Origin of the sequence: Alteromonas sp. 76-1 (assembly GCF_900654235.1) — a bacterium.
Taxonomy (GTDB): domain Bacteria; phylum Pseudomonadota; class Gammaproteobacteria; order Enterobacterales; family Alteromonadaceae; genus Alteromonas; species Alteromonas naphthalenivorans.
In genome coordinates this window covers 2085096-2106198 of the sequence record NZ_LR136958.1, presented here as the reverse complement: position 1 = coordinate 2106198, position 21103 = coordinate 2085096, and the positions used below count along the sequence as shown (strand labels likewise).

General features: G+C 42.4%; 19 protein-coding genes. 9 read left to right on the top strand and 10 right to left on the bottom strand.

The features are described from left to right. Positions 1–148 precede the first annotated feature (148 nt). The 3 genes from ALT761_RS08880 to ALT761_RS08870 form a co-directional block, all read right to left on the bottom strand. Entirely contained in the window at positions 149–589 is a 441-nt protein-coding gene (locus tag ALT761_RS08880; protein WP_129738090.1) for a hypothetical protein, read from the bottom strand. 146 nt (positions 590–735) lie between these two features. Further along, positions 736–3885, bottom strand: coding sequence for an efflux RND transporter permease subunit (locus ALT761_RS08875; protein WP_129738088.1), 3150 nt, complete (start codon positions 3883–3885; stop codon positions 736–738). Further along, on the bottom strand, positions 3885–5141 hold the full coding sequence (locus ALT761_RS08870) for an efflux RND transporter periplasmic adaptor subunit (protein WP_129738086.1): 1257 nt from the start codon (positions 5139–5141) through the stop codon (positions 3885–3887). Before ALT761_RS08870 ends, ALT761_RS08875 begins: the two co-directional genes overlap by 1 nt. Before the next feature lie 361 nt (positions 5142–5502). Here ALT761_RS08870 and ALT761_RS08865 point away from each other — a divergent pair, with 361 nt between their 5' ends. Continuing rightward, a complete protein-coding gene (locus ALT761_RS08865) occupies positions 5503–5811 on the top strand; it encodes an isoamylase early set domain-containing protein (protein ID WP_126873552.1) in 309 nt (102 codons plus the stop codon). 93 nt (positions 5812–5904) lie between these two features. Here the strand turns inward: ALT761_RS08865 and ALT761_RS08860 are convergent, their stop codons facing one another. After that, the gene (locus tag ALT761_RS08860; RefSeq protein ID WP_013784288.1) at positions 5905–6831 is read right to left on the bottom strand and encodes an electron transfer flavoprotein subunit alpha/FixB family protein; all 927 of its coding nucleotides are present in this window, start codon (positions 6829–6831) and stop codon (positions 5905–5907) included. Further along, entirely contained in the window at positions 6828–7580 is a 753-nt protein-coding gene (locus ALT761_RS08855) for an electron transfer flavoprotein subunit beta/FixA family protein (protein WP_126873553.1), read from the bottom strand. The genes ALT761_RS08860 and ALT761_RS08855 overlap by 4 nt, the downstream gene beginning before the upstream one ends. Positions 7581–7945: 365 nt before the next feature. Here ALT761_RS08855 and ALT761_RS08850 point away from each other — a divergent pair, with 365 nt between their 5' ends. From ALT761_RS08850 to fldA, 5 genes are all read left to right on the top strand, one after another. Next, on the top strand, positions 7946–9595 hold the full coding sequence (locus ALT761_RS08850) for an electron transfer flavoprotein-ubiquinone oxidoreductase (protein WP_129738084.1): 1650 nt from the start codon (positions 7946–7948) through the stop codon (positions 9593–9595). A gap of 114 nt (positions 9596–9709) precedes the next feature. Continuing rightward, on the top strand, positions 9710–10111 hold the full coding sequence (locus tag ALT761_RS08845) for an H-NS histone family protein (protein WP_129738082.1): 402 nt from the start codon (positions 9710–9712) through the stop codon (positions 10109–10111). Positions 10112–10235: 124 nt separating this feature from the next. Further along, positions 10236–11018 carry an alpha/beta fold hydrolase gene (locus ALT761_RS08840; RefSeq protein WP_129738080.1) on the top strand — a complete coding sequence of 261 codons (783 nt, stop codon included), beginning with the start codon at positions 10236–10238 and terminating at the stop codon, positions 11016–11018. Positions 11019–11128: 110 nt separating this feature from the next. Continuing rightward, positions 11129–11347: a DUF2788 domain-containing protein gene (locus ALT761_RS08835; protein WP_013784293.1), complete on the top strand. Its 219-nt coding sequence runs from the start codon at positions 11129–11131 to the stop codon at positions 11345–11347. A 29-nt stretch (positions 11348–11376) separates the two neighbouring features. Beyond that, on the top strand, positions 11377–11901 hold the full coding sequence (gene fldA, locus ALT761_RS08830) for a flavodoxin FldA (protein ID WP_013784294.1): 525 nt from the start codon (positions 11377–11379) through the stop codon (positions 11899–11901). 100 nt (positions 11902–12001) lie between these two features. Here fldA and ALT761_RS08825 read toward each other — a convergent pair whose 3' ends face one another. Continuing rightward, complete coding sequence (locus tag ALT761_RS08825; protein WP_129738078.1) at positions 12002–14008, bottom strand: methyl-accepting chemotaxis protein; 2007 nt, start codon at positions 14006–14008, stop codon at positions 12002–12004. Between the two features lie 314 nt (positions 14009–14322). Here ALT761_RS08825 and fur point away from each other — a divergent pair, with 314 nt between their 5' ends. After that, on the top strand, positions 14323–14748 hold the full coding sequence (fur, locus tag ALT761_RS08820; RefSeq protein ID WP_057792126.1) for a ferric iron uptake transcriptional regulator: 426 nt from the start codon (positions 14323–14325) through the stop codon (positions 14746–14748). Between the two features lie 358 nt (positions 14749–15106). Here the strand turns inward: fur and ALT761_RS08815 are convergent, their stop codons facing one another. Beyond that, entirely contained in the window at positions 15107–16447 is a 1341-nt protein-coding gene (locus ALT761_RS08815) for a GntP family permease (protein ID WP_129738076.1), read from the bottom strand. 283 nt (positions 16448–16730) lie between these two features. Between ALT761_RS08815 and ALT761_RS08810 the strand changes: the two genes are divergently transcribed. Together ALT761_RS08810 and ALT761_RS08805 are read left to right on the top strand one after the other, a co-directional pair. Further along, the gene (locus tag ALT761_RS08810; RefSeq protein WP_129738074.1) at positions 16731–17324 is read left to right on the top strand and encodes a gluconokinase; all 594 of its coding nucleotides are present in this window, start codon (positions 16731–16733) and stop codon (positions 17322–17324) included. Positions 17325–17418: 94 nt separating this feature from the next. After that, a complete protein-coding gene (locus ALT761_RS08805) occupies positions 17419–18426 on the top strand; it encodes a LacI family DNA-binding transcriptional regulator (protein ID WP_129738072.1) in 1008 nt (335 codons plus the stop codon). Positions 18427–18509: 83 nt separating this feature from the next. Here the strand turns inward: ALT761_RS08805 and ALT761_RS08800 are convergent, their stop codons facing one another. The 3 genes from ALT761_RS08800 to ALT761_RS08790 are packed head-to-tail and all read right to left on the bottom strand — an operon-like array spanning position 18510 to position 21005. Beyond that, positions 18510–19376 carry a D-amino acid aminotransferase gene (locus tag ALT761_RS08800; RefSeq protein WP_129738070.1) on the bottom strand — a complete coding sequence of 289 codons (867 nt, stop codon included), beginning with the start codon at positions 19374–19376 and terminating at the stop codon, positions 18510–18512. A gap of 2 nt (positions 19377–19378) precedes the next feature. Then, a complete protein-coding gene (locus tag ALT761_RS08795; protein ID WP_129738068.1) occupies positions 19379–20311 on the bottom strand; it encodes a biotin-dependent carboxyltransferase family protein in 933 nt (310 codons plus the stop codon). Next, positions 20301–21005: a 5-oxoprolinase subunit B family protein gene (locus ALT761_RS08790; protein WP_129738066.1), complete on the bottom strand. Its 705-nt coding sequence runs from the start codon at positions 21003–21005 to the stop codon at positions 20301–20303. The genes ALT761_RS08795 and ALT761_RS08790 overlap by 11 nt, the downstream gene beginning before the upstream one ends. Positions 21006–21103: the final 98 nt, after the last annotated feature.

Below are 21103 nucleotides of genomic sequence, written 5' to 3'. Positions count from 1 at the left end.
TGTCGTGTTAACGACCCTTCGCTTTTTTGTTTTCTATATTCCCTTAGCAGTTTACTCGTTCGTATTTGGTGTTGGGCATTCTTTTTAATATTTGCCATTTTCCCTAGGCCTACATACGTCTGCCTGATACTTACAACTACATTAGTGGCTAAGCCGCAAACTGCCCGGTTCGTGTCCACGCTCTGTCTTGCTGTAGCATTCCTTTCTGCAGCTTTGCTTCCTGTGGTATTCCTTGGGATGCATTTTCACGCAGATCCTTTTCTTCCAAAAGAATACGCTGCAACTTACGGCAAACATTCACCATCCGAGACATCTTGGTAAAATAAACCTGCTCTATTAACTCCCCTTTTTCATTAAACATAAAAGTGGCTAACTTGCATTTTTTATAGGGCAAATAAAAGTGATGGACTGTAAATCGACGAGACACAGGCGCGCCCATCACTTTTTGATACATACAAAAAGGTAACGAGTCAGCCCGCTTATCTCCACCAAATAAATGGGTTAAGCGCTGGAACTGATCTTGCCCTGGTGAAGATAATATTCCGAACTTTTCAATAAGTTGATCAACTGCTTTAACACCTGTTGTCATCGCGTTCACCTATATACTGTTTATTTATACAGTATATAGTCAATCGTACAAAATGCAAACAAAAACACCGCATTGGAGAACCAATGCGGTGTTTTTATAATCCGTCTAGCGAACTAGATGGGAGTTTTTCTATTTATTAGCGCGTATTACTGCTGCTCGATAGATGCCGAACTAACAGACTCAGTATGCTTTCTACCTTTAAATACATTTTTAATGTCATTTAAGATGAGGTACAAGGCAGGTACTAGTAGTAAGGTAATAATCGTGGCAAACAAAATACCAAAGGCCAATGAAATTGCCATAGGAATAACAATTTGGGCCTGTAGGCTTCGCTCAAATACGATTGGCATTAACCCCATAAAGGTCGTTAACGAGGTTAATATAATCGCGCGGAAACGCTGCGTACCAGCACTAATGGCTGCGCGCATCAGTGAATGGCCTTCTTGGCGTGCTCGGTTAACAAAGTCCACCATAATCAAGCTGTCGTTAACCACTACACCGGATAACGCAATAATGCCACAAATCGACAGTACACTTACCGCCATGCCTAATACCAAGTGCCCAATAATAGCGCCTACCACACCAAATGGTATGACTGACATGATGATAAACGGTTGGCTGTAAGATTTAAGCGGAATAGCCAGTAGCGCGTAAATCGCAAATAAGGCAAATAATAAGCCCTGCGCCAAACTCATCATTGCATCAGCTTGTTCTTTTGCATTGCCTTGTAACTGGAAATCCACTTTAGGATAGCGAGCTAACAAATCAGGCATAACAGATTCGATAACCTCACCTGTTATTTCAGACGGATCCATCAACGCCTTGTCTACTACGGCGGTTACCGTAACAGAGCGGCTGCCATCTACACGAATGATTGAATCGAAGCCTTCGCCTACGGTAAAGCTAGCCACTTGCTGAAAAGGTATCTCTTGGCCATTAGGCGCACGAATACGCATATTTTCTAAGTGTTCAATAGAACTACGTTCTGCTCTTGGGTAACGCACCATGACTTTTATTTCTTCATCGTCACGTTGTATACGCTGAACTTCCGCGCCGTAAAAGCCAAAACGTACTTGCTGCCCTAGTTGTTGTAGCGTAATACCTAATGCGTCGGCTTGAGGTTTCAATGCTAATTGAATCTCTTCACTACCACCTGAGAACGTATCATTAATATCGGTTACGCCGTCGTAGCCTGACAAGATACTTTTTAATTCATCACTTACGGCTCTTAAAGACGCAATATCACCAGAGCTAAATTCGAAGCTAAGATCAGCACCACCACCAGGCCCACCCGGAGCGCCAATACTGAATGTCTTAACACCTGGAATTTCAGACATTTCATCGCGCCACAGCTGATGAATTTCATAATCGGCCATGGTACGCGTTTCACCTTTGGTCAGTTCGGCAAACACCTCCCCACCCAAATCACCGTTATCAAACGCCATGGAGTGTTTAATTACGCCTTCACCTGTATCGTCACGCACCTTTTCATCCATACGCATCATGCCTTCACGTAATGCAGTAAGCACTTCGTCTCGCTGCTTTAGCGAAGAGCCTGGCTCTAGCTCAAAACTTGCAAACATGAAGTCACTAGGAATACTGGGGAAGAAAACAAATCGAACAATACCGCCGCCAAATAAACCAATAGTCAGAATTAGCATGGCTAAGAAAACGGATACCGTGGTGTAACGATTACGTATTGTCTTTTCTAAGAATGGCGCATAAACATTGTGTATAAAACGCTTAATACCTTCACTGAAAAAGTCTCTAAATTTTTGCAGCTTATTAGCCTTCGCTGGATCATAAGGCTTTAATTTCATATGCACTAAATGTGCAGGCAAAATAAGCTTCGACTCTATTAATGAAAACACCAAACAAATGATCACCACGAGCCCAATGGTTTTCCAAATGACACCAAAAGGACCCGACACCATTAGCATAGGTGAGAATGCCGCTATGGTAGTAAGCACGCCAAAGGTGGCCGGCATAGCCACTTTCTTAACGCCTGCAATCACATTTTCGGTACTGTGCCCTTTTTGATCAATTTCGGAATAGGCCGACTCCCCCATAATGATGGCATCGTCTACTACTATTCCAAGTACAAGAATAAAGGCAAATAAACTCAGCATGTTGATAGACACACCAAGCATATCAATAGGCATAACTAACAACGTACCTAGAAAACAAACCGGCAGGCCAACGATCACCCAAAACGCGAGTTTTATTCTCAAAAATAACGACAGTACTAAGAACACCAACAAGCCACCAAAAAACATATTTTCAAGCATCATGTTCAATCTATCTGCTAGATAAAACGAACTATCTCCCCATGTGTCGGCGGAAATATGGGCTGGAAAATCATTCTTTTTCTCGTCGATATAGCCGTTAACTTGTTCTGATATTTCTAATGCATTTTGATCACCCACCGCTTGTACGCGAAGGCTAACTGCTGGTTTTCCATCGAACAATGCATATTGGTTGTTCTCAATAAAACCATCATTAATATAAGCAACGTCGCCTAACGTCACCCGCGTGCCATCAGTATTGGTGACTAGCACTATCTGGGAGAAATCCCAGCCAGTGTATGCCTGCCCTTTAGTTCTAAGCAGAATATCGCCATTTTCGGTGCGAATAGACCCACCTGGTAAATCAATACTCGACTGACTTAAACGACTGACCGCATCTGCAAAGGTAAGGTTGTATTTTTGTAGGTCTACCTCAGACAATTCAACCGATATTTCGTAGTCTCTAGCCCCAACAACTTGCACACTTGAAATACCTGGAAGGTTGGCAACGTCATCTCGAATATCTTTTGCGAACTCTTTTAATTCACGTTCGCTGGCGTCGCCAAATACTGAAATCCAAATAACATCTTGTTGAATTTTCTGGCGATAGATAACCGGCTTTTCTGTGTCGGCTGGAAAAAGAGGAATGGCATCAACTTGCACCTTCACTTCGTCAAGTAACGATTGAATGTCGTAATTTTCCTCAACTTGAATGCTGACCGTACCCATGCCCTCTACCGCGGTAGAGGTGACTTGTTTAATGCCCTCTAGGTTTTTAATCGACTCTTCTATCTTTAAAATTACGCCCTCTTCTACTTCTTGAGGCGCAGCGCCCAAATACGGTACGCGAACATTGATGATGTCTATTTCAAAACTAGGGAAAACTTGTTTTTGAATACTAAAGGCACCAAATAGGCCGCCAACAATTAACAACCACATCAACAAATTTGCCGCAACACTGTTGCGCGCAAACCACGCGATTAACCCTTTTTGCGTATCAATTTGGTTCATTACTTACCCCCAGAAGAAGCAGGACTTGTTTCAGTAGTATCATCTTCAACGTCTACTGATTGAGTGTCGGCCTCTTTATCGTTCTCTGCTTCTGGTGGCATGGCAGGCTCATCACCTGGAAGTCTTACTTTCATACCATTATAAGGGTTCGGAACCGCACTGGTTACTACCAGCGCGCCACTGTTTAAGCCGCCACCAATGAAAGCTTTTTCTGCCGTGGTACGCACTACGTCAACCGGTACAATTTCAATTTCGCGGTTATCGTTAACAATCAGCACTGTATTATCAAGGCGTAAAATGGAGCGAGGGATCACGGTTAAGTTTTGCTTTTGATGAGAAACAATTTTGGCTTGAACGAATTGACCGAAGCGAAGTGGTGCGTTGTCGCCGCCATTAAATTGATAAGGGTCTTTTACTTCAACCACGGCATAAAGTACGCGGCTGCCTGTATCCAAAATACCTTCAGAACGAACTAACTTACCAGTCCAGGTTCTATTTTTACCGCCTACCGTTGCGTTTAACGTTACATCAGATTGATGGTCAGATTGATTACCAATATCAATGAACATCAAGTCTTTATCGGTTATGGGTAAACGTACCTCGGCGGTGTCCGTTGAATAAACGGTGCTTACTGTAGCGCCTGCTGACACAAATTGACCTAAATCGATGTTTCGCTCAACCACTATGCCGTTGTATGGGGCTCTAATTTGCGTACGATCAAGATTACGCTTGGCACGCTCAAGTTTTGCTTCAGAGGCTTTAACATTCGCTTGCTCTTTGGCTAATTGAGGCTTACGCAAGCCAAGCTCAGGCGGCACAACACTGCTGACTGAACGCCATTCTTGCTCGGCGACTTTACCTCTTGCGAGCTCTTCTTGAAGCGCAGCATGCGCTTGAGCCAGTTCAGCTTCAGCCAACTTTACTTCAGTGCGGTAGTCATCTTGTTCAAGGGTGATTAGCACATCCCCTTTTTGGAACATGCCCCCAACAATCAATTTATCGGACAAACTAACGACTCGCCCACTGACTTGTGCGCTAAGTGATGTTCTATTACGAGGCACTACGTTGCCCTGAGAATCAACTACGAAGCTTACAGGTTGGTAATCCATTGGTTTGGCATCAACAAGGAAGGCTTGCGTTTCGACGGGAATTTGCTCTGGCGGTTTACGTGAAGAAATCATAATTGCCGCAACAACAAACGCGACTAAAATGATGATAAGAGGTATACCGCTTTTTATCCAGATGGAGTTTTTCATTATTTTCCCTATAAAACGTAGTACTGATGCTTAGCCGATGCACCGACACTCACCTACTTGCATAAGTGAAATCTGTCTGGCGAACAATGGGTTAAAGCTATACGTGATTTATTATTTTTTTATTGGTTCTAGTGTAATGTGTTTCGACGCGAAGCGCTTGTCTTCGTTTGTTAAAAATTGTGAATTATTTAACTAATTAGTGCGCGACTCAACGTAATATAAAAAAATCCACTCAGAATTAAAATGTAAGATTGCTAAATGAGTAATAATCGTTGATTATTTAAACACCTGCACACTCGCAGGAAAAGTTGCGCTTATCGATGCAACAACGAATTTGTTACGCTAAAAGGGATGACCTGTCATGAGCCTAAAAAAGCAATACCTGAAATCTAAACCCGTTTGTAAAGTAACATTCCGCCTTTCCGCCGAAGAAGCAAAAAATGCCGATGAAGCTAGCCTTGTGGGTGACTTTACCGAATGGGACAAGCAACCTCTGTCGATGAAAAAACTGAAGAGCGGAGATTTCACACTGACTATTAATTTAGAAACCGATCATGAGTATCAATTTCGCTATCTACTCGATGGTGATATGTGGGAAAACGATTGGGCCGCCGATGCTTATCTACCTTCCAGCATCGGAAGCGAAGATAATTCTGTAGTTCGTGTTTAACACTGCCCTCGCCTGCGGTTTATAACCGTTACTACGAGCATTAAAAAAGGCTGCGTTTGAAGGCAGCCTTTTTTGATTTTTTAAACGCGTTTTTTATAATGTGTTTTCTAGTTCAGGTAACACATCAAATAAATCGCCAACAAGGCCATAATCCGCTACTTGGAAAATAGGCGCTTCTTCGTCTTTGTTGATAGCAACAATGACTTTCGAGTCTTTCATACCGGCAAGATGCTGAATAGCACCAGAAATACCTACAGCAATATACAGCTGCGGTGCAACGATTTTACCGGTTTGGCCTACCTGCATGTCATTTGGTACAAAGCCCGCATCAACTGCGGCACGTGATGCACCAATAGCAGCACCAAGTTTGTCAGCAATACCTTCAAGTAACTTAAAGTTTTCGCCATTTTGCATACCACGACCACCAGAGATAACCACTTCAGCAGCCGTTAGCTCAGGGCGCTCAGACTCAGTAAGCTCTTCAGAGACGAAGCTAGATTTTTCGCTTTCTTTAACCACATCTAGTGTCGTTACTTCAGCGCTTCCACCTGTTGTTGCAGCATCAAAAGAAGCGGCACGCACAGTGATCACCTTTTTGCTATCAGACGATTGTACTGTCGCAATAGCGTTACCAGCATAAATAGGTCTGATAAAGGTATCTTCGCTTTCAACACCAATGATGTCAGAAATTTGAGCAACATCTAAAAGTGCAGCTACACGAGGCATGAAGTTCTTGCCTGTTGTAGTAGCGGCCGCTAATAGGTGGCTGTAATCATCAGCAAGTGATAACACAAGATCGGCAACGTTTTCAGCAAGCTGATATTTGTAAACTGCATTGTCGATAAGCAATACTTTGCTTACGCCGTCAATTTGCGCAGCACTGTCAGCAACAGCCTGACAACCTTCACCCGCTACAAGCACATGAATGTCACCGCCCATTTTTGCTGCAGCATGAACCATTTTTGCAGTTTCTGACTTCAAGCTAGCATTATCGTGCTCGGCATATACAAGAACTGTCATGAGATCACCTTTGCTTCATTCTTAAGTTTTTCGACCAACTCAGCAACATCCGCCACTTTCACTCCACCTTCACGTTGAGGCGGTGGCGTTACTTTGAGAACTTTAACGTTAGATTCAAGTGCCACACCGAAGTCAGCAGCTGGTTTAACATCCAGAGGCTTACGTTTCGCTTTCATAATGTTTGGCAGCGAAGCATAGCGAGGTTCGTTCAAACGTAAATCGGTAGTCACAACGGCTGGTAACGTTAAGGCAACGGTTTGTAGACCGCCATCAACTTCACGGGTAACGTTAACGCTTGTTCCGTCTACCGCTACTTCTGATGCAAAGGTGCCTTGAGGCATACCGGTTAATGCAGCAAGCATTTGCCCGGTTTGGTTATTGTCTGAATCGATACTTTGTTTACCTAACACCACCAACTGAGGCTGTTCTTCTTCAACAACTTTAGCAAGAAGCTTAGCCACTTGAAGCGAATCTAGGTTTTGGTCTGTATCAATTTGAATACCGCGGTCGGCGCCTAGTGCTAACGCAGTACGAATTTGTTCTTGGCAGCTTTTATCGCCAATAGAAACCACTACGATTTCTGTCGCTATCCCTTTCTCTTTTAGTCTTACTGCTTCTTCAACAGCAATTTCGCAAAAAGGGTTAATGGCCATTTTAGCGTTAGTAAGATCAACGCCAGAGTTATCGGCCTTCACTCTTACTTTAACGTTATAATCGATCGCGCGTTTGACCGGGACGAGTATTTTCATATTTACCTCAATTGTTGAGTTCGTCGGTGTATGTTGCTATTCCATGCTAATAAGCGGTTAAGGAAACAGCGTTACTTCACCACGCATTCTGAAACTTAAACAATGTGCTTTACGCTAACTTTGCGTTGCGGCGAAGACATTTTCAAAAGGCTAGACCCAAAATATCATTAACACCACGTTTACTTGCACAGTATTTGTGCTGCTAGTTAACGTTAACGTAAACTCCCTGCAATGTACTTACTGTTGACGTAAACGTCAACCTAGATTACCTTTCAGGACGACAATTAATTTACATGTTTTTGACACATCGCATTATTTGTTTCATCAATAGTGCACTATAAAAAATCGAACATAAGGAGCCACCCGTGGAACGAGAATCGATGGAGTTTGACGTAGTCATCGTCGGTGCCGGCCCAGCTGGACTATCAACCGCCTGCAAGCTTATGCAGCTTGCCAATGAAAACAACCAAGAACTCATGGTCTGTGTTGTCGAAAAAGGCTCTGAAGTGGGTGCACATATTCTCTCAGGTGCGGTATTTGAGCCTAGAGCAATGAACGAACTTTTTCCAGATTGGAAGGAAAAAGGCGCACCTTTGAACACCCCAGTGACCGAAGATCATATTTATTTATTGAATAGTGAATCATCATCAAAACGCCTACCAAACGCGATTACCCCTAAAACCATGCACAACGATGGTAACTACATTGTGTCGATGGGTAACGTCTGTCGTTGGTTAGCTGAACAAGCGGAACAACTGGGTGTGGAAGTTTTCCCTGGCTTCGCAGCTTCAGAGGTCATTCATAATGACGACGGCAGTGTTGGTGGTGTATTAACGGGTGACATGGGTGTTGGCGCAGATGGCCAACCCAAAGATGGCTATATGCCTGGCATGGAACTTCGAGCGAAATACACCGTATTTGCAGAAGGTTGCCGTGGGCATTTAGGTAAAGACCTTATCGAGCATTTCTCGCTTGATAAAGACGCTTCGCCACAACATTACGCAATAGGCTTCAAAGAAATTTGGGATATCGACCCTGCTAAACATCAGCCTGGTCTAGTCGTACATAGTGCTGGTTGGCCGCTAAACGACGCAACTGGCGGTAGTTATTTATACCATGCAGAAGATAATCAGGTATTCGTAGGCCTTATCGTCGATTTGAACTACAGCAACCCGTACTTAAGCCCGTTTGATGAATTCCAACAATTAAAACACCATCCTGTCTTTAAACAATATTTAGAAGGCGGTAAGCGTGTTTCTTATGGTGCCCGTGCAATTGCAAAAGGTGGCTTTAATTCATTACCTAAAATGACGTTCCCCGGTGGCATATTAGTAGGTTGTGAAGCAGGTACGCTTAACTTTGCGAAAATCAAAGGTAATCACACGGCTATGAAATCAGGCATGCTAGCTGCTGAGTCTATTATTGAAGCTTTAGCGAAGAATGCAGAAACCCCTGAAAGTGAATTAACTGGCTATACCGATAAATTTAAAAATTCGTGGGTATATGATGAATTATTCCGTTCACGTAATTTCGGACCGGCTATTCATAAATTAGGTAATTTCTGGGGGGGCGCATTTAATACGCTTGAGCAGAACTTCTTTAATGGTAATTTGTTTTTCACCATGAAAGACGAACATAAAGACTATGCTCAACTGGATTTGGCCTCTGATGCTAAAGAAATTAGCTATCCTAAACCGGATGGCGTTTTAAGTTTTGATAAGCTTTCTTCAGTATTTTTATCAAATACAAACCATGAAGAAGAGCAGCCTTGTCATTTACAATTAAAAGATGCTTCTATTCCACTAGAAGTTAATTTCCCTAAATATGCAGAGCCTGCACAGCGCTACTGCCCTGCTGGGGTGTACGAAATTATTGAAGAGGAAGGGTCTAAGCGTTTTCAAATTAATGCGCAAAACTGCGTGCATTGTAAAACGTGTGATATTAAAGATCCTTCACAGAATATTCGTTGGGTTGTTCCTGAAGGTGCCGGCGGACCAAATTACCCAAATATGTAATTTAAAGCCATTTATCTTAAAAAATTAAAAAGCGGACTTTCTCCGCTTTTTTTTTGTGCTAAATTTAATTATGATTCGCCTGAAAAATCCACTACGAAACGCAAAGGTTATTAAATGAACGAATTTTTAGATATTTTAACCCATGGAAGACGTTTACAAGGTGCTGTAAAGGAATTAAGCATTCAAGAGCTAGAAACAGTGCAAGAAAAACTTGCAAATATTATTGATAAAAGAAAAGAAAAAGCGCTTGAAGAAGAAAAAGTCGGTCAAGAAAAACGTGCCAAGCTTGAAGAAATTAAAAAACAAATGGAAGAAGCGGGTTTAAATTTCGAAGACTTACAATCATTAAATGAAGACGCCCCTAAAAAGGTAGGTAAAAAGCGCCCTGTTAAATATAAATTAACAGATAGTGAAGGTGTTACCCACCCTTGGACAGGCATCGGTCGTATGCCTCGCGTATATAAAGAAGCACTTGAAAGCGGAAAGTCGTTGGAAGACTATTCAGTAAACGCATAGTACTCGTGTAATAAAAATGGGTTAGCGGTGAATAAATTTACTGCTACCCCTTCTTTCTATCTCTTGTCATTTTTAAATTCCCCCCCACTACTAGTCTTAATTACTATTTTTAATAGGGTATAAAGTGTCTTTGCATTTCAAATTATCCGAAGCCCAAAAAGATTCTCCATGGTTAGTGTTAGTTCATGGTTTGTTTGGCAGTGCTGATAACTTAGCAGGCGTTAAGCGTCACTTTGAAAGCACCTACAATATTATTAGTATTGATTTACCTGATCACGGACAATCCCCTTGGACTAACGGGTTTACGTTGGAAGCTGCGGTAACGGGAGTTGTTGAAATACTCGATAATTACAAGATTGATAAAGCGGCTTTTTTAGGCCATTCCTTAGGCGGTAAAGTGGTAATGCAATTTGCGTTATTGAACCCTGACCGTGTTAGCCATTTAATTGTGGCAGATATTGCCCCCGTGAAATATTCACATAGTCATCAAGCAGTGTTCGATGGCCTTAAAAACGTCCCACTTGACGCGATAAGTGATAGGAAAGAGGCACAAGCCGCTCTTTCTGAATACGTTAAAGAGCCTGGTGTACAGCAGTTTTTACTTAAAAGCTTGTACCAAACTGACAACGACGAGTGGAAATGGCGTTTTAATGTCGATGGATTAATTGCCAGTTATTCACGAATACTTGATTGGCCTCAAAGTAATTTGACCTTTCATGGGATAACCTTGTTTATTAAAGGTGCTGAATCAGATTACATTAATAATTCTTATAGGAAGGAAATTGCGAAATATTTCCCTAGTGCCAAAGCCCACATTATTGAGGGTACAGGACACTGGCTACATGCTGAGAAACCAAGTGTTTTCAATGCAATTGTGGCTCGCACATTAGAAAAGACGGCAAGTTAGCGTTATCTAAGATGCGAATGCCTATTATTACTTTTTTTTGACCCTTTTTGACTCTGCTAGGCGTATATACTGTGATATAGTTGCGCCAGATTTTTTCCAATAAAGACACTATGCTTGCAGAAAACTTTGAGCTAATTGAATCCATCATGCTGTACGGCGGTTTATTTATACTATTTGTATTGATGAGCTTTGCGGTACACGATGTCCTATCAAAAAATAACGTGCCGTTAATTGGGCGTGTTGTGACTTATGGGGTATTAGGCTTAGGGGCCATTGGTTTCCTAGCAAAAGGAATCATTGAATGGTTCTGGCTAAGCACAGGTGTATAGTAACTAGTAACGAATAATAGAGGTTTGATATGGCAAGCGTTGGCCTGTTTTTCGGAAGTGACACCGGTAATACCGAACATGTTGCGAAAATGATCCAGAAGGAACTGGGTAAACAGCTAATTGATGTAAAAGACATTGCCAAGAGCAGCAAAGAAGATATAGCAGAGTTTGATTTGCTTATTTTCGGGATCCCTACTTGGTACTATGGTGAAGCGCAATGTGACTGGGATGATTTCTTCCCAGAATTAGAAGACATTGATTTTACCGACAAGCTGGTAGCTATTTTTGGCTGTGGCGATCAGGAAGATTATGCAGAATATTTCCTTGATGCTATGGGTATGGTTCGCGATATCGTTGAAGGCCGTGGTGCCATTTTAGTAGGACAATGGCCTACCGAAAGTTACGATTTCGAAGCCTCTAAAGGAATGGCAGACGACAACCACTTTGTAGGCTTAGGCATTGATGAAGACCGTCAACCAGAGCTTACCGAGTCGCGTGTAAAGTCTTGGTGTAAGCAAATTCATGACGAACTGTGTTTATCTGAATTAGCCTAGTTCACAAGCTTCATGCTTATTAGTAATAAAAATGCCGCTTTTGTTAGCGGCGTTTTTGTTTGCGTTGTTATTTGTTACGATATTCACACCACAAAAAAAGTTAAAGCTGAAAACGCTCCACCGCTTTTTTAAGGCTGTCAGTTTGCGCATCTAGCATCATAGTCGACTCGTTGGCTTGGCGGGTACTCTGAGCACTAGAATCAGCCAGAGCAACAATGGTATTTAAGCTTGAGGCTACATCTGCCAGTAAAACATCTTGTTGCTGAGTATCTGAAACAATATGCTCATTTATTTGGCTTAAACGAGCAATGATTTCTCGAATACTTTCAACCTGCTGGGATACCTGTTGCGTAATTTCCACCCCTTCTTGGGCTTGTTCCCTGCCCGCATTTATTGCTTTTACCGCTTTCTCAGCATCTTTTTGAAGGTTGCCTATCATAGACTCGATTTCTTCGGTCGAGTTATGTGTACGATTTGCCAAGGTGCGCACTTCATCAGCAACTACGGCGAAACCTCTGCCTTGCTCTCCTGCCCTAGCGGCTTCAATTGCTGCGTTAAGTGCTAATAAATTGGTTTGCTCTGCAATGGTTTTAATAACGTCCAAAATGCTGCCAATGCTGCGTGAGTGTCCATCTAAACGATTTATAATATCTGCGGATGCTTCAGCCTGTCGGGCTTGGCTGTCTACCTGACTGCGGTTTTGGGCAACTAGCACACTAATTTCTTCGCTTTGTGCGGTCACGGTATGCAGCGCTTCCATAGCATCATTAATTTGGCTTAAATTGCTACGACTCGTGTTTTGCACATCTTGGGTATTAGTAGAAATTACCGTGACTTGTTTACGTTGTTCATCCACACCTTGTAAGCTTTTTTCACCTAAGGCGACGCTTTCCTTAGTAATGGTAATTAAGCGTTTTTCTTGTTCTAAAATATTCCCCACTAACTCTCGCAAACTATTGGTTAAACTATTCACTTTGACGGAAAGTGCCGTGAATTCATCGTTCCCTATTTCAGGTAGCGTGTGGCTTAAATCCCCTTTACTCAGTTGAGTTAACCCTTCATTAATTCTCCCAAGGGGCGTAGAGATGCTTCGGGTCGCCAGCACACCTAACGTAATGGCTGCAATCAGGCCAATCACTGCCACAACAAAGTTTTTAACTAAGTTGGTTTGCACAGATTCCAAAATCGCATTTTGACCCTCAATTGATTCAGACTGCACACTATCAAATAATGTATTAATGCTGCTTAACGCCAACTGCAACGCCGTTAATGCTTCGTCTTTTTTCGCTTGAGCTACGGCTATTTCATTTAACTTTTGTTGTTGCAGCGCCACCAAACCGTTGGTGCCGTTTACGTTTTCAATGAGTAAAGCAAATTGTTCATTAAAAGCGGCTACCGTACCCCCATCATCAATATCAAGTGCAAGGCGGTTTAAGTAATCTTTATCTACCGTAATATTACTGATTTGATACTTTATATCGTCAATTATATTAGCCGTGTCTTGTGCGTCTATACTGGCGGCAAGTTCGCTAAAAGAATCTGTGGTGGTAAGCAGCTTATTATCGATATTCGTCCCTGCACCAATTAATGTGTCGAGGCTTGGACTGTCTGACTCTAAGTAAGACAAATCCAGCATTAAGGCGCTTGCTTCATCTGCCTCGCTCATTACTTCACTCAATTTTTCGCCCAACGCGCGTTCTATCGCAATTCGCTGCGCTAACGCCGTATACATATCATGACTATTTTCTACGTAGGCTAAACTTGCATTTACCGCCTCTACCGCAAGTGGATTGCTAGGAAGAATAATAGTTAGGTTCTTGAGATCGTGCACAAACTCGTCTGATAGCGTTTTAAACTTTTGTTGATTTTGGGCCAACGCGCTGGGGGTATTTTCATGAAAACCATTTGCCGTAACCACAGATAAAGATAGGATCTCAGTTTTGACTTTAAGCATACTGGTTTGAGCCGGCATTTTCCGTTCAACTACGTCTTCTGCTGAACGTCTAATGTCGTTTAAACCGAAATAAGAAAGAATACTTGTGATGAGTAACAAACAACCAAAAAGGCCAAAACCTAGTTTTATTTTATTTATAACCGTTAATTGCATTGGCATAATTCTAAGCACGCGATGAAATCTACGTACCAACCTCGTTTTACCATTATTACTACAAGTTTAACAGAATGTTAAAAATATGCACTCAGAGTTTAAATAGATGCTATTAATTATTAACAATAACTGACACTTACAAACTGGTCTGTCCTCAAAAAACAAAATAGCCAACAAGATGCCACTTCAGTAAAAAATTCTAATTCGTTCGAATTTCCATCGTACCGAACAAGAAACAGTAGTTTTACTTTTAAATCCTGACGAGTTACCTATAATAGCTCCATTGATAAACATCTCGTTCTCAGTAGGTTGTAATGGATCAGAATAAAGAACTTAAAAAAGCAGGTTTAAAAGTAACCCTGCCACGTCTAAAGATTTTGCAAATTTTGCAAGAACCTCAAAATCAACACATCAGTGCAGAGGACGTGTATAAGATTCTGATCGAGCAAGAGGAAGAGATTGGCCTTGCAACAGTTTATCGCGTGCTAAACCAATTCGATGATGCGGGTATATTGAATCGCCATCATTTTGAAGGTGGCAAATCAGTTTTTGAAATAAGCCACAAAGAACATCACGATCACTTGGTATGCCTAAAATGTGGCAAGGTAATTGAGTTTGAAGACGATATTATCGAGCAGCGCCAAGATATGATTGCAAAGAAGCACAATATTAAGCTTACACATCATAGTTTGTATCTTTATGGTGAATGTACAGATGGAAATTGCGAAGGTAACGATTAGTTACCGCAAAGCAATTCTGTTTAGAAAAAGCCCTTTAATGTGAACTGAAGGGCTTTTTGTTATAAACGCCAGTACTGCATAGTAATACCGCATAGCAGCACCGCATAGTAGCACCGCATATTCACCTCCTAGTTCGCCCTCAAATAGCGTATAGCGTCTATCAATTTTCGCCCTACCGTACATTTAAAATAGAGCCCTTTCTAACTAGCTTCAACAAAATACACATACCACAAGCATAACTACAACCAAGAATGGAAACCGGTTTCTTCAATAAATATAGTAAGTAGTCATAAAAATGAGTTTCTAGTAAGCGCTCTAAAACGAAGGTTTACTATGTGTAGCTATAGACGAGTAAGTATTAGACGATCATGGCTAGGAGAAGGGTTAATATTAACCCGACAACGCCAATAATAGTGGCCATGCACGTCCAAGATATTAAGGTGGTTTTTACTGAAATATCGAAATAGCGGTTAATTATCCAAAATCCGGTATCGTTTACGTGAGACATAGCGGTTGCACCAGCAGCGATAGAGATGGTCATTAGCGCTAATAAAGACGGTGATAACGACAAAGCATTAACAACGGGAGCCATCAGACCTGCAGCCGTTAGCATTGCAACGGTTGCTGAGCCTTGAATAATCCTGACGGAAATGGCGATAAGAAACCCAGCCATAAGCGGGGGAAGAGGTGAAAGTGCCACTACATCGGCAAAGGCTTGACCTGCCCCCGAATCGATTAATACTTGTTTGAACATACCACCCGCACCTGTCACTAATATCACCAACGCTACTGGCTCTAACCCTTTAGATGCCACATCTCTCACTTGATCTGCGCTTAAGCCTTGGTTTTTTCCAAGCCACTTAAAACATGCCAATGTCGCAATGGTGAGTGCGATGAAAGGATGCCCAACAAAAATAAAGACTTGTTTTAGTACACCGTCGGCTAGCACAAATTTCGCAACTGAACCGATGAGGATCACAACAAGAGGAAAGAATAACAATGCCGCCACTAAAGAAAATGAGGGCAATGCTTCAACTGGCCTAGCCTCGATATTTCTAATATGCTCCGGCACTGGCACATGGATTTTATTAGCGATATAGGAAGCGTAAATTGGGCCAGCGATACATGCACACGGAACACCAACGATAAAACCAAATAAAATCACTAGGCCTATATCAGCATTCAAAATAGACGCCACGGCAACTGGCCCAGGCGTGGGGGGAATAAAGGCGTGGGTAACCGCAAGGCCTGCTGCTAAAGGAATGCCATAATAAATTAACGACTTACCGGTTTTTTGCGCCATCGAATATATCAGCGGCATTAATATAATGAGTCCTACCTCAAAAAATACCGGTATCGCCACGAGGAAACCGGTAATAACCAGTGCCCATTGGCTATTTTTTTCACCGAACTTCTGCTTGATGGTTAGCGCTAATCTATCCACACCACCCGACTCTTCTAGGAATTGCCCGAACATTGCGCCTAGCCCCACTATGGTGGCAACAAATCCAAGAGTATTTCCCATACCAGTTTGCATTGAATTGAGCACTTCTGTGGCGTCCATTCCCGTGCCTAGTCCTACAAAAGCTGCTGCAATAATAATGGCAATAAATGCATGTACTTTTTTAGCAATAACCAAATAGGCCAGCAGCACAATGCTGATAATGGCGAAAAAAAGAAGTGAAAAAGTATCTGACATGTTTCTTCCCTATAAACCTGCACTCAAACCTGCACTCAAACCTGCAGTTAGCGGCTCGTAAAATTCTGAAGTACGTAATGAAAATTCTTATTATCTAGTAAACAGAGAACACCCAGGCAACCCGTTGTTATTCTACGCAACACTACGTTAACAAATTGCGCATTCGTCGTAACAATATTATAAAGAAACCTTGAACGCAACCGGTTTCCGAATTATGCTTATTTTAAATTAATTAACGTAGTGTCGGGCTCATTGCTTAGCATTGAATCAAAGAGGTAGTTGAATGACTGCAAATACCGTTTTCTTTATTACTGGCGTTTCAGGCACAGGGAAATCTACTATCGGCGAGCGTGTGGCTTCTGAGCTGAGACTTGTTTTTGAGGAAGGTGATAGTTATCACCCTACGGCTAGCGTAGAAAAAATGACTGCTGGTATCCCGCTAGAAGATGCCGACAGATGGGACTGGCTAACGCATTTGAATAAAATAGCCAAAGATCATTTGGCGAATGATCGAAGCGCTATTATTTCTTGTTCAGCGCTTAAAGCATCCTACCGAGCAATATTATGTGAAGGGCTAAGTGAAGGGCTTAATAAAGAGCTAACAGGAAGGCAAGCTGAAGAGAAAAAAAATCCATTAGCTAAAAGCGTTCAATCAAATGTAAGGTTCATCTACTTACATGGCTCTACCGATACCATTGGCCAAAGGCTTAAACAAAGACAGCATTTTTTTGTGGGCGATGATATGCTCAAAAGTCAGTTTTCCACCCTTGAAATACCAAATAAAAATGAGGCTTTCTTTGTGGATGTTTCACAAAGCATCGATGAGGTGGTGGCCAAATGCAAAACGTTTATCAGCTCAGTGATAGATGCTTCATAGCCCCTAAATTGGACGCCTTGTTAAACGAGAGTATAGCGCCCCATTACGGTGAAATAAGTAAACTGTGCAACAATAATAAAAATGAATCTACCTTATGAAAAATATTAAAAAACGCACAACCATTTCAGATATCGCCGCACATTTAGGTATTCACAAAACTACCGTTTCTCGCGCCCTTAAAGATTCAAGTAGCATCTCAAAAGCGTTATCGCTGAAAATAAAGAAAGCGGCTAAGGATTTAAATTACATTCCTAATCGCGCCGCGCAGAGCTTATCTATACAAAACAATAAAACGCTTGCCTTACTACTCCCTTCATTTGGAAACAATGTTTTTAACGAGGTAGTTTCAGGTGCAAAAACGGTTGCAGATGAACTTGGTTATGCCTTAATGATAGGTGACTCTACCTATTCAGCGTTAGGAGAGGAACGAATTGTTGAATCCTATATTCAACAAGCGGTATCGGGTTTTATTCTCACTTCTAGTCGTCATACTGACGAAACCATAAGAATGTTAAAAACCACCGATGTGCCGGTCGCGGAAATTATGGATATATCAGAGTCTACGTTCGACATCAATTATGGCGTAGATCATTTCAATGCGGCAAAAGCAATGACAGACTACTTGATAAACGAGAAAGCCAGAAAGAAAATCGCATTTTGTTCGCTGCAGCTAGACTGGCGTGCCGTACTTAGAAAGCGGGGTTGGGAACAAGCGCTTTACAATGCACATCTACAAGATGATATGTGTCTTCAATCACGCGCTGATGCCTCATTTCAAGCAGGTGCAGAACTGCTTGCAGAATCGCTTCACAAGTGGCCAGACTTAGATGCCGTATTTTTCGTGAGTGATGAACTTGCAGCGGGCGCCGTAATGGAATGTAATCGCAGGGGGATCAAACCTGGAAAAGACATCGATATATGTGGTTTCAATGACTTAAGTTTTGCGAAAGCTATTTACCCTTCCCTTACCACGGTATTCACACCGAGAAGAGAGATGGCTGAATTAGCCACGCGCGCATTGATATCAATTATTGAAGGTAAAAGTGTAAAAGAAACAAATAAAGTATTTCCCTATGAGATTAAATTTAGGGAAACTGCTTAGGCATTTTTGCCTGCATGCGCTTCCCTATCCTTCAATGTAAATTACGTTATTGTTAGCCAGGCTTTAAGTTTTAGCCGCTAGGCCTAAGCCTCAAACTTATAATTGTGATAAGCCTTTATGGCTTTCTCCCACATCTGCCCTACTTCACCGCTACCAATGGTTTTACCATCAACTTCAATGACAGGGGCAATTTCTTTGCTTGAAGAGGTTAACCACACTTCATCTGCATTGAATAAATCTTCCTTAGTAAACCACTTTTCTTCTACTCCCAAACCCGCTCGTTTAAATGCTTCTAACGCTATTTGACGAGTAATTCCAGGTAACAGCTGGTTATCTAATGGTGGGGTAAAAATGGCATTATCTTTTACCATGAACACGTTGCAAGAACTCGCTTCAGTAATAATACCGTCACTGTTGTGCAGAATAGTTTCTTGCACACCACTATCTACCCCCGCCTGAAAGTGCATCACATTACCTAACAATGACGTTGATTTGATATGGCAACGCTGCCAGCGCTTGTCTTCTTCAAGCGCCACCTTAAAGGGCTTAACATTGGCTGCTTCTAACGGTTGAGCTGGCGCAATTTCAAAGGCAAAACCAAATACGGTAGGCGTAATATTTTGCGGGTAGGCATGATAACGCTTGGTGTCCGTTCCACGACTAATATGGAAATACACGCCAATGTTTCCGCTTGGAAAATGGCTGGCATTGGCGTCGATAAGCCCGTCTAGATTTTGCTGCCACTGCTGTGCACTGTATGGGTTAGTAATAGAAATAGCCGCCAAGCCATCGCGCATTCTGCTTAAGTGGCCGGTCATCCCTACCGCTTTACCGTGGTAAGTAGGAATAACTTCGTAAATACCATCACCGAATAAAAAGCCTCGGTCCATGGGGGAAATTTTAGCTTCTGATAACGGCATGAATTCGCCGTTTAAAAATGCAATGGTCACTCTTATTCTCCTGTAAGGCGAAGTCGTTTTTGCCAATTTAATAAAAATGCGGCGCGGGCATCATCGTAATGCTGACTCATGAATGTAACAGTTTCCCCCGGCACGGCTTGCGCTAAACGATTAACATCAAGCAAACTTACACTGCCAAGCTTTGGATAACCGCCTAAGGTTTGTCTGTCTCGCATCATCACAATAGGTTGTCCGTCGGGCGGAATTTGCATCGCACCGATATGTATCGCTTCAGAACGCATTTTAGTCATATTGCTATGTATGGGTGAACCAGACAATCGATAGCCCATACGATTAATATTTGTTGTTACCGTATACTCGTTTAAAAACAAACGCCCTTTTTCAGAAGCGCTAAACTTGTCTTCTTGGTAGCCTAAGATAAGCGCTAAGGGCTGACTTAAATCGTATTGCGGCCAGTGCTTCGGTGCCAAAGCCCTATGAGCACTTTGTATTGTTGGGGTTTCAATATTGATGGTATCGCCAACCCCTAACGGCGCGCCTTTATTTTCAAGGCCGCCTATACCTTCGCGCAAGACCGTGCTCGCACTGCCTAACGGTGAAGGTACTTGCCACCGACCGTGTATTGCAAGATAGGCCTTGCTGCCCATGCGTTCACAGTCAATAGATACCCGATCACCCGCTTTAACAAAGATAGTTTCAAATGGAGAAACGGACTGATTATTTACTAGGCAAACCACATTGCGACCCGTGGCAGCGACTTGCGCATCGCTATCACACACAAATTTTGCGCAACCTATAATTTCAATACAGGGCGTACCTTCTTGGTTGCCAGCCAAATAATTCGCCCACCAATATGCTTCTTCATCCATAGGGCCTGACTGACAGAAGCCTTGGTGCTGTTTACCTTGCCGACCGTTGTCGATAATTAGGCTCAGCAAACCATTTTGTTCAACACTAACCTTCATGCAAGTCTCTGAATTCCTGTTCTGTAATAGGCGCGAACTTTACATTGTCACCCACTTTTAAAAGCGCGTTATGGCTAGTGTCCACTAAATTCAATGGGCATAAACCTAACAAGTGCCAGCCGCCAGGCGATGACGATGGGTAAATAGCAGTTTGCGCGTCGGCAATCGCCACTGCCCCTTTAGGTACCTTATTTCGTGGCGTTTCTAATCTAGCGCACTGTAAGGTTTCGGGCACATTCCCCATATAAGCAAAGCCAGGGGCAAAGCCCACGGCGTAAACTTTGTAAGTCATGCTAATATGAGCATCAATAATATCCTGCTCACTTAACCCCGTTTTTTGGCTTACCAACGCTAAGTCGTTAGCCGGCTCTGCCCCATACCACACAGGTATTTCATGAGTTTTTGCGCTAATGCCGCCAGTACCATTGATACTCATATTCGCATCTTGTGCTGCTAGCGAGCGAAGCATCTGATAAACAAAGTGGCTATCCACTTTATGAGCATCAAAAACCAGCAGCAATGAGTCGTAGGCTGGAACACATTCTTTTAGCCATGGAAACGTCAGGCTCGTAATGGAATGCAACCAATGCTGACATCGCGCATTGGCAACATCTACCGTGTCGCCCGCGAAGTACAAAAGTATGGCATCTAAACCAGCAGGTACTATCTGCTTAATATCCCCAAAGGGATGCATAGTAATATCCTTAATAAAAAGGGTGAAATTATGGCGACGTTAAGGCATTTACGTGATTTATTAAGTAAAAAGTGAAATCACTTGGTGTTTTCTTCTAC